The sequence below is a fragment of the Gordoniibacillus kamchatkensis genome (assembly GCF_000829455.1).
GTDB lineage: Bacteria > Bacillota > Bacilli > Paenibacillales > NBRC-103111 > Gordoniibacillus > Gordoniibacillus kamchatkensis.
Genome location: NZ_JXAK01000001.1, coordinates 136,277 through 150,266, shown reverse-complemented (window position 1 = coordinate 150,266; position 13,990 = coordinate 136,277). Strand labels below are relative to the sequence as shown.

Below are 13,990 nucleotides of genomic sequence, written 5' to 3'. Positions count from 1 at the left end.
CGGAGCAGAGGTGTTCCGAGCGGACCCGGTTGCGGCTGCAGGCCGTCAGGAGGCCGGCAGCAGGAGCAGCTTGATTTTCGCATCGATCGTTTGATTTGTCGTCACTTTTTGACCGTTTGCGGTAATGGTGGCGTTCTCGAAAGTAACGGACACGATAAACAGCTCGCCATGGTTGAGGTATGCCGGCGGGGAGGTGCTGAGCGCCGTCCCGCCGGCATTTTTTGCGGCAAAAGACTGCACGTTGTCGGCGAGCGTCATCCTTTTCGCGTACGTGCCGGTTGCTTGAATATTGCTCGTGCCGGTTATATCGTAGAGCGTCAGCGTATGGCCGGATGCGGAATAGATGAAGGCCCCGTACCGGGGGGCTCCTGCGTAGGGGGACGTTTTGTAACGGAGTTCATTCGCCGAAGCGACATAAATCTCCGTGGCGTCGGCAAGTTCCCGGGAGATCGTATTCATCGTAAAATTCGTATGAAAGCTGTCCGCCTGTTTTTGCGCGGAATTGTTCCAAAGCGCCATCACCGAGGAAAACAGCATGATCGCCACGCCCGTCACCATGGCCATAATGGTCACAGCGGCAAGCACTTCCAGCAATGTGATTCCTCTTTCGCCCTTCATGGCGTTCCTCCCCAGGAGACGGTGACGGTAATGAGCCGCGAAACATAGACGCCCGCATTGTTCAAAATAACGATGCCTTCAACCGACACGCAGTTCGGATCGGGGATCGGTATCGGATACGATGAGGGAGAAAGATCCGTTTCGTTGACGGTAATATTGAACGTGACGTGGGGGCCGGACACCCCGAGGATTTGCGCATTTTGCGTATTGATATTCGGAATCGGGGGATCTTGCGGAATGGAGCTTCTGATCTCTTTCAGCTTCTGCTCGGCCAGCCGCAAGGCGGCCGCTTTCTTGTCGCTGCTGTTGAACGATAGCTGGGTATAGCCGGAAATCGTCACGAATGCCGTAACGATGATGCCAAGTATCGTTATCGCAGCGAGCACTTCGATGAGAGTGAGTCCTCGTTCTTTTTTCAGCCATTGTGTGCTGATCATACTAGCCCGTCCTACTAGTTCGTCGTAGTTTTTATTATATAATAAAATATCATGGGACGGTGGAAAAAAAGAGAGCCGGGGGCGGCCCATGGCCGGACAATGGCGTTTGCACAGAAAGGGTATGGTTATCATGAAACGAGGCATCGGGCTGTTGGTGCTGGCGACGCTGCTGTGGGGCGGCAACTATATATGCGGAAGATTTCTGGCGCCGGCGCTCCCGGCGACATTGCTGAACACGGTGCGGTGGGCCATTTCGACGGTGCTGCTCGCCGGCATGATCCGCTTGAAGTCCGGGCACATTCCGGTGCTTGCCAAGTGGAAGCAGTTTGCGATCCTAGGTTTCCTCGGCGTGTTTGCCTTCTCTACTTTAAATTATATCGGGCTGCGGACCATCAGCGCGTCGCGGGCGGGGATGATTTCCGCCGGCATCCCGATAGCGATTTTGCTGTTTACCCCGATCGTGCTGAAGGAACAAATCAAAGCGAAAGCGTGGATCGGGGCCGTCGTCTCGATCGTCGGCGTTATTTTGCTGTTCCAAGGGAAAAACGCCGCGCCCGTCGAGGGCTCCTTGGCCGGCGATGGCGCGATCGTTTTGGCCGCATTGGCGTGGGGGTTGTATACCGTTCTCGGCAAAAAGTACGGCAAACACATGGATTCGCTGACGATGACCGCCGGCGCGTCGCTGTACGGCACGCTGTTCAGCGCTTTGAGCTGCATCGGTACCGTACGGCCCGATATGATCCACATGACCGCTATGGCTTGGGTATGCGTCCTCTATGTCAGCACGCTCGCCTCGGTCGTCGCCTACTTGGCATGGAATGCCGGCGTCAAAACGGTCGGAGCCGGCAAGGCGGCTCCCTACATCAATTTGCTGCCGGTCTGGACCGTCGTCTTCGGCGTCGTTTTGCTGCACGAGCATATTTCCGGCATGACGCTTATCGGCGGGGCGGTTGCGATTTTAGGCGCCATTTTGGCAACTTTATAGCAGTACGAGAAATATACAAGGGCAGGCGCGGCGGCGCCTGCCTTTTGCTGTGCCAAAATGCGGCAAGACGCATATAATCGGGCGCAAATTCAAATATTATCCTGTAGCCAGAAAGTGTTCCGCACATAACCGATTACAGGTACAGGGAGCTTATCAGATGAACATCTATGTGGTCTACGATAGCGAGAATGGGCACACGGAAGCGCTGGCCCGGTCGATAGCCGACGGAGCGAGACAGGTGAACGGAGCGGAGGTGTCGATACGCCACGTAAAAGATGCGGATATTTACGATCTGGAGCGGATGGACGCCATCGTTTGGGGCTGCCCCGGGCATTTCGGGACGATTAGCGCCGGGCTGAAAAGCTGGATCGACCGGCTCGGCTATTTGTGGGCGCAAGGCAAACTCGTCGGCAAGGTCGGCGCCGTATTTTGCACGACGGCTACGATTCACGGCGGCATTGAGGCTACGATGCTCAATCTGATTACACCGATGTTTCACCACGGCATGATCGTTGTCGGCTTGCCCGGCAACATTCCGGAGAACGCCCTCTACGGTTCTTATTATGGCGTCGGCGTGACGTGTCCGGTCGAGCTGTCGCCGAACGACCCGCCGAATATGCCTACCGGACAGGATCTCGCATTGGGACGGGCTTTGGGCAGACGAGTGGCGGAAGTGGCCGGCAAGCTGTCGGCACGGCCGTAGAGGCGGGAGGGGGAAGGCGATGTTAATCGGACTTGCGATTTTCCTGATCGTCGGAGTGCTGTTTCTAATCATTTTCAATATTGCGGCTATGAAGCGGTCCAATACGAATCGGCAACAGAGGCCGGCGGAGGAGGCCGGGAACGACGCGGCGGACATAGCGCCGGAAGCTGCGCAAGCCGAAGCCGTTCGGCCTGCGGCTGAGACCGCCGTGCCGCAGGCTGGAGCCGCAGCACGGGAAGCCGCTCCGCCTGAAGCCGTCCCGCCAGCGGCTGCGACAGCCGGTCCGGTGCGGCATAGCGACGAAGAGTACCGGCAGGCGCTGAGAAGCTTTTCCGGGCACGATCCGGCGCCCGGGCAAGGCGAAGCGAACGACGGACGGAACCCCGAGCAAAGCAAGGATGACGCTTACCGGGAAGCGCTCAGAACGTTGTCCAAACGGAAATAACACTACCAACGAAAGGAAGGGAATGACGATGGCCGAACAAAATCGGGAGCAGCATAACGGCTATTCCATGAGCGACGAAGATTACCGGCAGGCGGTCAGAAATTTTGCAGCCGCGGGAGCGAATGCCGGAGCCGGGCCTGCCGCCGAGCAATACCCCGCTGCCGGAACGGATGCCGCTGCGGACGAGCCGGAAAGCTTTGTGTGACAAGCATTCGACAAAATTTTCGTTGACACTTTGCCAGCGCTGTGCTAACTTGGGAATCAAGGAAAACGTTTTAGTAAAATAATTTCGTAAATGATTTCCAACTTCGTTGCTCGAGGTAATCGGCTATGAGTAGCATGAATTCGCTCACAATCAAGGACATTGCCCGGCTTGCCGGGGTCTCTATTGCAACCGTTTCCAAAGTGCTCAACCGGAAAGACCAGGATATCGGCGAAGAGACGAAGCAAAAGATCGCGAAAATTATAAGCGACAACAATTACGTTCCGTACCAGAAAGTGATGAAGCGCATGTCCGCCAAGACGGCGACGATCGGTCTCGTCGTGCCGGACGTCGCGGACGTTTTTTACAAGCCGCTTGTCCGGGGCATTGAAGAATGCGCTTACAACGAAGGGATGAGCGTCATTGTTTGCAGCACCGGCGCGGACGAGGGCAAAGAGAAAAAATATGTGGAGACGCTCAAGGAACGCAACGTGGAGGGCCTCCTGATCGCTCCGTCGGCCGGCTTTGGCGAAGACGACATCGCGCTGCTGAACGACAATCAAATACCGGTCGTCGTCGTCGGTCCCGGAAGCTATGACAACGCGGTGTGCCAGCTGCATTTCGACTATGCGCGAGGGACGTACTTGGCCACGGAGTATTTGATCAAGAACAAGCACGAGCTGATTGGTTTTATCGGCGGGCCGCCCACCGGGCAAGGTGCAGAGGAGCGGCTTGAAGGTTACAAGAAAGCGCTTTACGACCACAATGTCGGGTTCGATAAAAATCTCGTTTATGAAAGCGCCATCACCGATCTGAAGCAAGCCGGCTTTGAGGGAGCGAACTTACTGCTGTCGAAAGGCGCGACGGCGATCGTCACCGGCGACGACATTATCGCCTGCGGCGCCTATATCGCCGCAAGCGAGGCGCTGCTGAAAATACCGAATGACATTTCCGTCATCGGCTTCGGCGATTCGTACGTGTGCGAGCTGTTGACGCCGGCGTTAACGTCCGTCGCTTATCCGTCCTATGAGATGGGCTACGAGGCTTGTGCCGCTTTGCTGAAGCACATTAAGAACGAAGCGGCGGAAAAGAAGAAGCTCGTCTCCGAGCCGTCGCTCCAATTGAGGCAAAGCGCTTCCGCCCCGAAAGCTGCGGGCGATGCGCCAAAAGAGCAAATCGTCATCGTTGGCAGCTTGAACATGGACATTATTATGAAGGTTTCGCACATCCCCCGCGTCGGCGAAACGATTTTGACGAACGACATCAAGAACGCGGCCGGAGGCAAAGGGGCGAACCAGGCGGTCGGAGCCGGAAAGCTGGGCGGCCAGGTGTACATGATCGGCCGCGTCGGGGGCGACTTGTACGGGCGCGAGCTATACAACAGCCTCATCAAAAACGGCGTCGACGCCGGCGGCGTCGTCTTCGACGATATGCTGCCGACGGGCAACGCGTACATCTATGTTTCCGACAACGGCGACAACAATATTGTCGTCAACCCCGGCGCCAACTCCCGGCTTAGCGTGGAGCAGGTCCAAACTTACGAAGCGATTTTCGATAAAGCGTCCTACTGCCTGATTCAGATGGAAATTCCGATGGATACGATCGAATACGTGGCGCAGGTTTGCCGCAGCAAAAACGTCAAGCTGATCTTAAACCCCGCGCCCGCGCGGGAAATCGACTACAGCCATTTCCGGGACTGCTTCCTCGTCGTCCCCAACGAGACGGAGATCGATCTGATGATTCCGGGCGAGATGACGATCGAGGAGAAAGCGTACCGGCTGCTCGACAAGAGCTTCCAGAACGTCATCGTAACGCTCGGCGACAAAGGCTGCCTGCTCGTCAACAAGGACACGAAGCAATATTTCCCGGCAGCGACGTTCAAGGCGGTGGATACGACGGGGGCCGGCGACTCGTTCATCAGCGGGCTGACGGTGGCGCTCGCCGAAGGCAAACCGATTACGGAGGCGATCACGTTCGCCAGCATTGCCGCCGGCATTACCGTCAGCCGGGAAGGCGCGCAGCCGTCGCTTCCCGACAAAGAAACGATCAAAATGTATTTGTGACAGGTGGAGATACGATTGACAGCGCAGCAGTTTACCATATTGGCGCCCTGCGGCATGCTCGGCTACGGGTTTCCGAAAGACTCGTTCATGAGAGGGATGGAGCATCGGCCCGACGCCATCGTCGTCGACGCCGGCTCAACCGACGCCGGACCGCATAAACTGGGCGCCGGCACGGCGATCGTCAGCAGGCAGGCGTGCAAAAAAGATTTGGAGATCATCATTGCCGAAGGCGTAAAGGCGAACATTCCGGTCATCATCGGCTCCGCCGGAGGAAGCGGCGCCAAAGTCCATGTGGAATGGACCAAAGCGATCGTGATGGAGATTTTGCAGGAACGGGGAATAAGCGGCATCAAGCTCGCCGTCATTTGGGCCGACATTCCGCACGCGGTGGTGGCGGCGAAGCTGGCCGAAGGCCGATGCGAACCGCTCGGCGTTGCGGTGAAGCCGCTTACAAAAGAGCGCCTCGAGGCTACGACCGGGATCGTCGCCCAGATGGGGCACGAGCCGATCATGCAGGCGCTCGAAGCCGGAGCGGACATCATCATCTGCGGGCGCGCCTACGACCCTTCGCCGTTCGCCGCAGTCGCCATGCATCATGGCTTTGATGCGGCGCTGGCGTACCATCTGGGCAAAATCCTCGAATGCGCTGCGCTTTGCGCCGATCCGGGCACGACGAAGGACTGCATGCTGGGCATTTTGAAGCGCGAATCTTTCGTCGTGAAGCCCCTCAGCGAGAAGCGGAAATGTACGGCCGTGTCCGTGGCCGCCCATACGTTTTACGAGAAAGACCATCCGTATTTGCTGCATGGACCGGGCACGGTGCTGAATTTGGAGAACTGCGAGTTCACCGAACTCGGCGACGGCAGCGTCGAGGTGCGTGGGAGCCGGATCGAGCGGACGCCTGTATACAAAATCAAGCTCGAAGGCGCAATGAAAGTCGCATACCGCACGTTCGTCGTGGCCGGCGTCCGCGATCCGCTCCTGATCGAACGCATCGAAGAGGTGGAGGCGCTGGTCAAGGAGCAAGTGCACGACTACTACAGCGAAATTCCGCAAGGCGAGTACAGCATCAACTTCATCAACTACGGGCTGAACGGCGTGCTCGGCGAGCTGGAGCCGATTCGCAAGCCGGCGCACGAGCTCGGCGTCGTGTTCGAAGTCGTTGCCGCTACGCAGGAGCTGGCGAATGCGATATGCTCTACGGTGCGCTCCACTTTCCTGCATTACGGCTACGAAGGCAGGAAATCGACGGCAGGCAATCTGGCGTTCCCGTTCGCTCCGAGCGACGTGCCGTTCGGCGCCGTGTACGAGTTTTCGGTGTATCACTTAATGGAAGTCGCAGACGGATGCGAAATGTTCCGCTGCGAATATGCAGAGGTGTGACGATGAAACTAGGCGAAGCTGCGGCCGTGCTCAGAAGCAAAAACAGCGGGCCGTTCGAAATTACGGTGGACGCCCTGTTCGCCGATCCGGCGCTATATTACAAAATCAAAGACTCCGGGGTCATTAACAAAGCGCTCGTCTCCAAGCTGTACAACATCGCCCCGGAGCGCATCGCGCATATCGTGTTTTTCGACCAGGCGCTCGGCTTCAAAATTACGTTCGCGAGAACTGTGTCCTCCGGCACGTTCCTCGACCGGGACGTGTACGGCGCGCAGCAGCACGCGCCGCTGCTGGAGCTGGAGCTTGATCTATCACAAGGGGGTGACTGCCGATGAACGCAAACTCGAAGCTGAAGCGAATGTGGTCCGATAAAGTGCTCTATCTCATGCTGCTGCCGGCCATTGCTTACTTTGTCATCTTTCACGTATGGCCGATTATCGGCATGAAGCTGGCGTTTTACGAATACCGCATCCTGGGCGACAACGTCTATGTCGGGTTCAAATATTTCAAAGATTTGTTCAGCACCCCCATTTTCTCCAAGGTGCTGGCCAACACGCTCATCATCAGCGCGATGAAGATGTTTCTCATTTTCCCGTTTCCGATCCTGTTTGCGCTGATGCTCAACGAGTTCATAAACGGCAAGTTCCGCAAGGCGGTGCAGGTCGTCTCCTATTTGCCGCACTTTTTATCCTGGGTCGTTATCGCCGGCGTCTGGTTCGAATTTTTGTCTCCATCCACGGGCGCCGTCAGCTCGTTGTTCAAAGTGTTCGGCTTGCCGAGCCACGATTTTCTGACCGACAAAGATTCGATCCGCTGGGTGCTCGTGGCCAGCGAAGCGTGGCGCAGCATCGGCTGGGACTCGATCATTTTCCTGGCGGCGATCATGGGCGTCAGCAAAAGCTTGTACGAAGCGGCCTACGTCGACGGAGCGAACCGGTGGCACATCGTGACGCGCATCGTTTTGCCGCATCTGTACATCCCGATGGTGACGATTTTCATTTTGAACGTCGGCTTCATTATGAACGCAGGTCTCGATCAGGTGCTGAACTTCACGAACGATGCGGTGAACAGCCAGATCGACATCATCGATACGTACGTTTACCGCGTCGGCCTCCTCAACGGCCAATACTCGTTCGCGACGGCGGCCAACTTGTTCAAAAGCGTCATCGGCGTCATTCTCGTGCTGTCGACCCATTTCATCTCCAAAAAATTGACCTCGAAAGGCGCATGGTGAGAAAGGAGGAATAGGCGTGGCAGCCAGAAGATTCACCGTTTCCAAGCTGCTCATCGGCATCGTGCTGACGGCAATTGCGCTGACGATGTTCGTGCCGATCATGAACTTGATCGCCAAATCGTTGTCGAATCCGGATAAAGTGCATTTGCTGCACGGCTACGACATTTTGCCGAAAGGGTTCTCGCTCATCAACTACCAGGTCGTGCTCAGCAACCCGATCGTCGGCCGGGCCTTGTTCAATTCGCTATTCATTACCACAATCGGCACTTGCCTAAGCTTGTTTTTTACGACGATTACCGCCTACGTCCTGACGCGGAAAAACCTCGTCGGCAAAACGCCGATCATGATTTTCCTGATCGTCATCATGATCTTCGAGCCCGGGATCGTGCAGGAGTACATGGTCGTCAAAGACCTGCATCTGCTCGACAGCCTGTGGGCGATGGTGCTGTACCGCACCATTAACGTGTACTACTTGATCATCATGATGCGGTTTCTCGAGGACATTCCCGATTCGCTGCTCGAGGCGGGGAAAATGGACGGGGCCGGCCATATGACGATGTTCTGGCGTATCGTAATGCCGCTCGCCCGCGTGCCGCTACTGACGATCGGGATGTTTTACGCGATTGCGAGATGGAACGAGTTTTTCAAATCGAGCATTTTCCTGTCCAGCCGCGAAAACACCGTCCTGCAAGTGCTCCTGCGGCAGTTCGTAGTGGAACGGGACACGACGACGCTCGTCGGCGCGGTCGATCTGCTGAAAAACAACCATATCGCGCAGCTCGATTCTTCCGCCTTGAAGGCGGCCACGATCGTCATCGCCATGATTCCGATTCTTATGCTTTACCCCATTATTCTGAAGTATTACACCAACGGAGTAATGGAAGGCGGCATTAAAGAATAAATACACACAAACAGGGAGGAAAAACAGAATGAAAAAGACGCTTTTCGTACTGCTTGCGGCCTTAACGGTAACGGCCACGGCGTGCTCGTCCGGCGGGGGCAGCAAGCCGTCAGTGGACGCGGCGGGGCAGCAGCAAGCTCCGGCGGCGGCGAGCGACAAACCGGTGACGCTGACGATCGTAGACAAAGATTTGCCGCCGGACGACGCGAACGCCCAGAAACTCATCAAAGGCATCGAAGACGGGATGAAAGCGGAAGGCAAAAACGTCAAGCTGCAAATCGTTCCCGTCCAAAGCGGCACGTATTCCGAGAAGCTCGGCCTCTTGCTGCAAAGCGGCAACATTCCGGACCTGATCTACTTCCAGGGCGGCGACTACAACTTCGCCATTACGCAAAAAATTCTCGAAGACTTGACGCCTTACATCGATAAATCGACGTACGTCAAAGCATCCATGACCGACTACAACAAGGAAAGAATGAAGAATTACCCGTACCTCGTATGGCTGGCGCCGATCAACACCAAGATCCCGGTCGTCCGTCAGGACTTGTTCGACAAAACGACTGCCGGCAAAGCGCTGCTGGCCGATCCGACGATCGACAACTACTACGCCTTCTTCAAAGAGCTGAAAGAAAAAGCCGGCGCCAAGTTCGGCTACACGACGGCAGGCACGCTTGATGAGCTGGACGTCACGTTCGACCAGGCTTTCGGCTTGACATCGACCTGGATCAAGGGCGCCGACGGCAAGTACGCGTTCGGCAGAACGACGCCGTTCGAGAAAGACAAGCTGACGTTCTACAACAAGCTGTACAAGGAAGGCCTGCTCGACCCGGAATATCAGACGAAGAAGTTCGATACGAAGGAAAAAGCGTTCTACGACGGCCAAGCCGGCGTTATCGCAGGCACGCAGGGTAAAGTTATCGACATCTACAATACGAAATCGACGGGCCAGAACGGACCGGGCGCGAAAATTATGCCGCTGCCGCCGGCCAAGGGCAAAGCGCAAGGCTACGCACCGGTCGACGTCAGCAAGGAAAGCCGCGGCTTCGCCATTTCCAAAACGTCGAAGAACAAAGACCTCGCCTTCGCCGTGCTGGAATTCCTGGCCAGCCCGAAAGGCCAAATGCTGGATAAGCTAGGCGTAGAGGGCGACGAGTACCAAATCGTAAACGGCAAAATCAAGCTGACGGACAAATTCGCCGCCTGGTATCCGCACTTCGTGGAATCGACCGGCAACTTCAAGCCGGACAAAGAATTCGATCCGTCGACGCCTTACTTGTCGGAGCCGGCGCAAAAATCGCTGGATATGTTCAACAAGATGTCGAGCAAGGACAACGCCTTCGTCATTCCTGCCGATCTGGCTGCCAAGTGGGACGCCGCCACCGCGGTTTACAAAGAATTTGCGGCCAACATGGTAACCGGCAAGAAAACGGCCGCCGATTTCGACAAGTTCGTGCAAGATTGGAACGCCGCCGGCGGCAAAGACGTTACCGACTACGCCAACAAGACGCTGAAGTAACGAAGTCGCAGTAGGTTTGAGGCCTTATTTGCCCCTCACTCCAGTTATCGAGAAAGTGCGGCGCGGAGGATCGGAATATGGGGCTCGCCCCATATTCCGAATCCGCAGCACAGCGCTATTTCTCGCAAGCATCAGCCTAGTGTGGGGCGCTCTAGCCCCACATTCTTATTCTTTTGCCGGAGGTGAATCAAACGAACATGATTTCATTCGCGGATCGAGTGAAAGGCGTTGTCTACGGCACCGCGTTCGGCGACGCGATGGGCGCCGTCGTCGAGAAAATGCGCTACGCCGACATCAAGGAGAAATACGGCCGCGTCGAAACGACGTTGACGAAATGGTGGAAGGCGGATTGGCCGGAAACCGCCAGGCTCGGCAGAATGAGGGGCGAAGGCATCGTCACCGACGATACGCTCATGACGCTCGCTCTGATGAACGTATACTGTACGGAGCGCCGCCACCTGGACGCGTACGACCTTGCGGGCGAATTTGTGAAAGAAATCGCCTTTCGGCCGAGATATATTCCGGAATTCGGGAAAGAAGCGCTCATTTTGGACCGGCTGTTTTATCCCGAAAAGCATATTTTACCCGTCACGTGCTCGCGAATTGCGAGCCCCGCGAAGGGGGCTACGGCAACATGGTCAACTGCGGGGCGGCGATGTACATCGCACCGGTCGGCGTCGTCAACGCTTGCAACCCGAAAGCGGCTTATGACGAGGCGATTTTGTTCGCATCGGGCCATCAACTGAGCTACGGTCTTGAAGCGGCGGGCGTGATGGCTTGCTGCGTCGCCAAAGCGTTCGAGCCGGGCGCGACCGTCATGGATATCGTGGACACGGCGCTGCGGTATGCCAAAGACGGGACGAAGCGAGCCATTCACGATATGGTGGAGACGGCGCTGACGCTCAGAGGCAGCAAGCAGGACCGGGACGAAGTCGTCCGTCGCCTGCATGGGACGATAGCCGCCTATTCGCCGATGGGCGACGAGGTGAACCGGAGCATCGACAAAGTGGGAATGCCGTCCAATCATTACACGCCAAGCCGCCTGTTTTCGATCGAGGAGCTGCCGATGGCGCTCGCCTACATCGTCATCCACGACGGCGACATGCTCGAGGCGGTCAAGGACGGGGTAAGCTCCGGCCGCGACACCGATTCGATCGGCGTCATGATCGGCGCCATCCTCGGCGCGATGCACGGCGTTCAAGCGATTCCCGAGGCGGAAATCGCCGTATTGGAGCAAGTGAACAAGCAAGACATCGAAACCGCGTGCAGCCGGTTCATCGAAGCGGCATCTTTCATCATTCGGCAAGACATCGGCTTGCACGGGCAACGTGAGCGGCACATTCGTTCGATTATGTAAAGGCGGTGCGCTTTGTGATCCCTTCGAACTATTTGGAGAAAGTGTATGCCGGTTATTTGGGCATGAATATCGGCATAAGGCTGGGTGCGCCGGTCGAGCCGACCATCTGGACTTATGAAAGAATAAAAAGCACGTACGGCGACATTACGGACTACGTCAAGGAATTCAAAAATTTCGCCGCCGACGACGATGCGAACGGACCGTACTATTTCCTGCGGGCGCTGTACGACGATGCGACGGACCGCGACATTACGCCGAACGACGTAGCCCGCGCGTGGCTGAACTATTCCCGCGAAGGCATCGGCATGTTTTGGTGGGGCGGCTATGGCGTCAGCACCGAGCATACGGCCTATATCAATTTGAAAAACGGCATTCCCGCGCCTGACTCCGGTTCGATCCGGCAAAACGGAAAAATTATCGCCGAGCAAATCGGCGGGCAAATTTTTATCGATACGTGGGGTCTCGTCAATCCGTGCAACCCGTCGAAAGCCGCCGATTTCGGCGAGGCTGCGGCGCGGGTGTCGCATGACGGCGAAGGCGTGCTGGGAGCGAGATTTTTTTGCGCGGCCATCTCCAAGGCGTTTGAAACGAGCGACATCAACGTCATTCTGGCGGCGGGCCTCGGCCAAATTCCGCACGATTCCCTCTATGCGCAAGTGGCGAGAGCGGTGCTCGAGTTCCATACGCAGCATCCGGACGATTTCCGGGCGTGCCGCGATATGCTTGAGCGGGATTGGGGCTATGACAAATACAGAGGCGTCTGCCACATTATCCCGAACGCGGGCGTCTGCGTGCTGGCGATGATTTACGGCCAGGGCGATTTTAACCGGACCGTTGAAATCGCCACGATGTGCGGCTGGGATACGGACTGCAACGCGGGCAACGTCGGCACCGTGCTCGGCGTCGCATGCGGCCTTGAAGGCATCGCGGGCAAATACCGGGAGCCGATCAACGATTCCATCGTCATGTCGGGCATTTCCGGCTACTTGAACATTCTCGACATCCCGACGTACGCCAAGGAGCTGGCGATTTTGGGCTACCGCCTGGCGAAGCAGTCATGCCCGCAAGAGCTGCTGGACAGCTTCACGGAGCGCGACATCTATTTCGATTTCGAGCTGCCGGGCTCGACGCACAACATTCGCATTTCCGACCCGTTCTACTGCCGGGCGAAGCATTCGACCGAGCGGGCATACCGCGGCACCGGCTCGCTGGAAGTGCTGTTCGACCGCATGAACCGCGGCGAAAAATCGAAAGTTTACTATAAGCCGTTTTACACGCGCGACGATTTCAGCGACGAGCGGTATTCGCCGGTTTTCTCGCCGAAGGCGTACTCCGGCCAGACGGTGTCGATGAAAATTTATCTCGACCAGTGGGGCGGCAACGAAACGATGGGCATCGCTCCTTACGTGCGGCTGGCCAAAAGCAAAAAAGAGCTCGTGCAAGGCTACGTCAAGCTCGTGAACGGCGAATGGCTTGACGTCGAGTTTCAAATTCCAGACACTGAAGGCGAGCTGATCGACGAGGTCGGGATCGTGCTGGAGGCGTATTCCACGCGCAAGCCGAAAAGCCTCGGCCGCATCTTTATCGACGAATTCCGCATTTTCGGCAAAGCGTCCTACAGCATCGACTTCCGCAAGCAAGCGATGAGCTTCGGCTGCGTCACGCCGTTCGCCCACAATCACGGCGCGTGGAGCATCGAGAACGGCGCGATGTACCTCATGACCGCGGAGCCGAGCGAAGCTTATGCGGGCAACTATTTCGCCTCCGATTACTCCGTTTCCGTCAAGGTGAACCCGCAGAACGGCTCCTCGCATCTGGTGGCCGTCCGTGCGCAAGGCGCGATGCGCGGCTATCATGCCGGACTGGACGGCGACAATCAAGTGTCGCTCTACATCAACAACTTCGGCTTTACGAAGCTGGCCGGCTGCCGTTACGATTGGCAGTTCGACCGGGAGTACGATGTTCAGGTCACCGTGCAGGGCAGCGCCATTACGCTGTGCATCGACGGGGAGCAGGTGCTGCGGCATACGGACGACACGTTCGGTTACGGCATGTACGGCGTAAGCACGCTGGGCGCCGCACGCACGTATTTTAGCGATATCCGCGTGACAGAGATATAGAATTTATCGGTGAATCGAGGAGCCAT

General features: G+C 56.9%; 15 protein-coding genes. 13 read left to right on the top strand and 2 right to left on the bottom strand.

Translation table 11 applies throughout. The features are described 5' to 3' along the window. Nucleotides 1-45: 45 nt before the first annotated feature. Entirely contained in the window at nucleotides 46-618 is a 573-nt protein-coding gene (locus SD70_RS00690; RefSeq protein WP_041044777.1) for a PulJ/GspJ family protein, read from the bottom strand. Then, the gene (locus SD70_RS00685) at nucleotides 615-1,055 is read right to left on the bottom strand and encodes a type IV pilus modification PilV family protein (protein ID WP_041044776.1); all 441 of its coding nucleotides are present in this window, start codon (nucleotides 1,053-1,055) and stop codon (nucleotides 615-617) included. The genes SD70_RS00690 and SD70_RS00685 overlap by 4 nt, the downstream gene beginning before the upstream one ends. Before the next feature lie 130 nt (nucleotides 1,056-1,185). Between SD70_RS00685 and SD70_RS00680 the strand changes: the two genes are divergently transcribed. From SD70_RS00680 to SD70_RS00630, 13 genes are all read left to right on the top strand, one after another. Then, nucleotides 1,186-2,040, top strand: a complete 855-nt coding sequence (locus SD70_RS00680; protein ID WP_041044873.1) for a DMT family transporter — start codon at nucleotides 1,186-1,188, stop codon at nucleotides 2,038-2,040. A 157-nt stretch (nucleotides 2,041-2,197) separates the two neighbouring features. After that, a complete protein-coding gene (locus SD70_RS00675) occupies nucleotides 2,198-2,743 on the top strand; it encodes an NAD(P)H-dependent oxidoreductase (RefSeq protein WP_041044775.1) in 546 nt (181 codons plus the stop codon). Between the two features lie 19 nt (nucleotides 2,744-2,762). Then, nucleotides 2,763-3,188, top strand: coding sequence for a hypothetical protein (locus tag SD70_RS00670; protein WP_041044774.1), 426 nt, complete (start codon nucleotides 2,763-2,765; stop codon nucleotides 3,186-3,188). Nucleotides 3,189-3,216: 28 nt separating this feature from the next. After that, on the top strand, nucleotides 3,217-3,393 hold the full coding sequence (locus SD70_RS35635) for a hypothetical protein (RefSeq protein ID WP_156157821.1): 177 nt from the start codon (nucleotides 3,217-3,219) through the stop codon (nucleotides 3,391-3,393). Nucleotides 3,394-3,518: 125 nt separating this feature from the next. Further along, nucleotides 3,519-5,453 carry a ribokinase gene (gene rbsK, locus SD70_RS00665; protein WP_041044773.1) on the top strand — a complete coding sequence of 645 codons (1,935 nt, stop codon included), beginning with the start codon at nucleotides 3,519-3,521 and terminating at the stop codon, nucleotides 5,451-5,453. A 54-nt stretch (nucleotides 5,454-5,507) separates the two neighbouring features. Continuing rightward, the gene (locus SD70_RS00660; protein ID WP_052486928.1) at nucleotides 5,508-6,836 is read left to right on the top strand and encodes an acyclic terpene utilization AtuA family protein; all 1,329 of its coding nucleotides are present in this window, start codon (nucleotides 5,508-5,510) and stop codon (nucleotides 6,834-6,836) included. A 2-nt stretch (nucleotides 6,837-6,838) separates the two neighbouring features. Continuing rightward, nucleotides 6,839-7,171 (top strand): DUF4387 domain-containing protein, encoded by a 333-nt coding sequence (locus SD70_RS00655; protein ID WP_041044772.1) that lies wholly within the window; start codon nucleotides 6,839-6,841, stop codon nucleotides 7,169-7,171. Further along, the gene (locus SD70_RS00650) at nucleotides 7,168-8,070 is read left to right on the top strand and encodes an ABC transporter permease (RefSeq protein WP_041044771.1); all 903 of its coding nucleotides are present in this window, start codon (nucleotides 7,168-7,170) and stop codon (nucleotides 8,068-8,070) included. The genes SD70_RS00655 and SD70_RS00650 overlap by 4 nt, the downstream gene beginning before the upstream one ends. Nucleotides 8,071-8,086: 16 nt before the next feature. Beyond that, entirely contained in the window at nucleotides 8,087-8,971 is an 885-nt protein-coding gene (locus tag SD70_RS00645) for a carbohydrate ABC transporter permease (protein WP_041044770.1), read from the top strand. A 28-nt stretch (nucleotides 8,972-8,999) separates the two neighbouring features. After that, nucleotides 9,000-10,487 (top strand): extracellular solute-binding protein, encoded by a 1,488-nt coding sequence (locus tag SD70_RS00640; RefSeq protein WP_041044769.1) that lies wholly within the window; start codon nucleotides 9,000-9,002, stop codon nucleotides 10,485-10,487. 197 nt (nucleotides 10,488-10,684) lie between these two features. Continuing rightward, nucleotides 10,685-11,233, top strand: a complete 549-nt coding sequence (locus SD70_RS39620) for an ADP-ribosylglycohydrolase family protein (RefSeq protein WP_331436702.1) — start codon at nucleotides 10,685-10,687, stop codon at nucleotides 11,231-11,233. Beyond that, nucleotides 11,122-11,844, top strand: a complete 723-nt coding sequence (locus tag SD70_RS39615) for an ADP-ribosylglycohydrolase family protein (RefSeq protein ID WP_331436701.1) — start codon at nucleotides 11,122-11,124, stop codon at nucleotides 11,842-11,844. The genes SD70_RS39620 and SD70_RS39615 overlap by 112 nt, the downstream gene beginning before the upstream one ends. Before the next feature lie 14 nt (nucleotides 11,845-11,858). Continuing rightward, nucleotides 11,859-13,964, top strand: coding sequence for an ADP-ribosylglycohydrolase family protein (locus SD70_RS00630; RefSeq protein ID WP_041044768.1), 2,106 nt, complete (start codon nucleotides 11,859-11,861; stop codon nucleotides 13,962-13,964). Nucleotides 13,965-13,990: the final 26 nt, after the last annotated feature.

What these genes read in the sequence shown, in the direction of transcription:
- SD70_RS00690 (WP_041044777.1), bottom strand. Translation starts at nt 618, where the DNA reads ATGAAGGGCGAAAGAGGAATCACATTGCTGGAAGTGCTTGCCGCTGTG.
- SD70_RS00685 (WP_041044776.1), bottom strand. Translation starts at nt 1,055, where the DNA reads ATGATCAGCACACAATGGCTGAAAAAAGAACGAGGACTCACTCTCATC.
- SD70_RS00680 (WP_041044873.1), top strand. Translation starts at nt 1,186, where the DNA reads ATGAAACGAGGCATCGGGCTGTTGGTGCTGGCGACGCTGCTGTGGGGC.
- SD70_RS00675 (WP_041044775.1), top strand. Translation starts at nt 2,198, where the DNA reads ATGAACATCTATGTGGTCTACGATAGCGAGAATGGGCACACGGAAGCG.
- SD70_RS00670 (WP_041044774.1), top strand. Translation starts at nt 2,763, where the DNA reads ATGTTAATCGGACTTGCGATTTTCCTGATCGTCGGAGTGCTGTTTCTA.
- SD70_RS35635 (WP_156157821.1), top strand. Translation starts at nt 3,217, where the DNA reads ATGGCCGAACAAAATCGGGAGCAGCATAACGGCTATTCCATGAGCGAC.
- rbsK (WP_041044773.1), top strand. Translation starts at nt 3,519, where the DNA reads ATGAGTAGCATGAATTCGCTCACAATCAAGGACATTGCCCGGCTTGCC.
- SD70_RS00660 (WP_052486928.1), top strand. Translation starts at nt 5,508, where the DNA reads ATGCTCGGCTACGGGTTTCCGAAAGACTCGTTCATGAGAGGGATGGAG.
- SD70_RS00655 (WP_041044772.1), top strand. Translation starts at nt 6,839, where the DNA reads ATGAAACTAGGCGAAGCTGCGGCCGTGCTCAGAAGCAAAAACAGCGGG.
- SD70_RS00650 (WP_041044771.1), top strand. Translation starts at nt 7,168, where the DNA reads ATGAACGCAAACTCGAAGCTGAAGCGAATGTGGTCCGATAAAGTGCTC.
- SD70_RS00640 (WP_041044769.1), top strand. Translation starts at nt 9,000, where the DNA reads ATGAAAAAGACGCTTTTCGTACTGCTTGCGGCCTTAACGGTAACGGCC.
- SD70_RS39620 (WP_331436702.1), top strand. Translation starts at nt 10,685, where the DNA reads ATGATTTCATTCGCGGATCGAGTGAAAGGCGTTGTCTACGGCACCGCG.
- SD70_RS39615 (WP_331436701.1), top strand. Translation starts at nt 11,122, where the DNA reads ATGGTCAACTGCGGGGCGGCGATGTACATCGCACCGGTCGGCGTCGTC.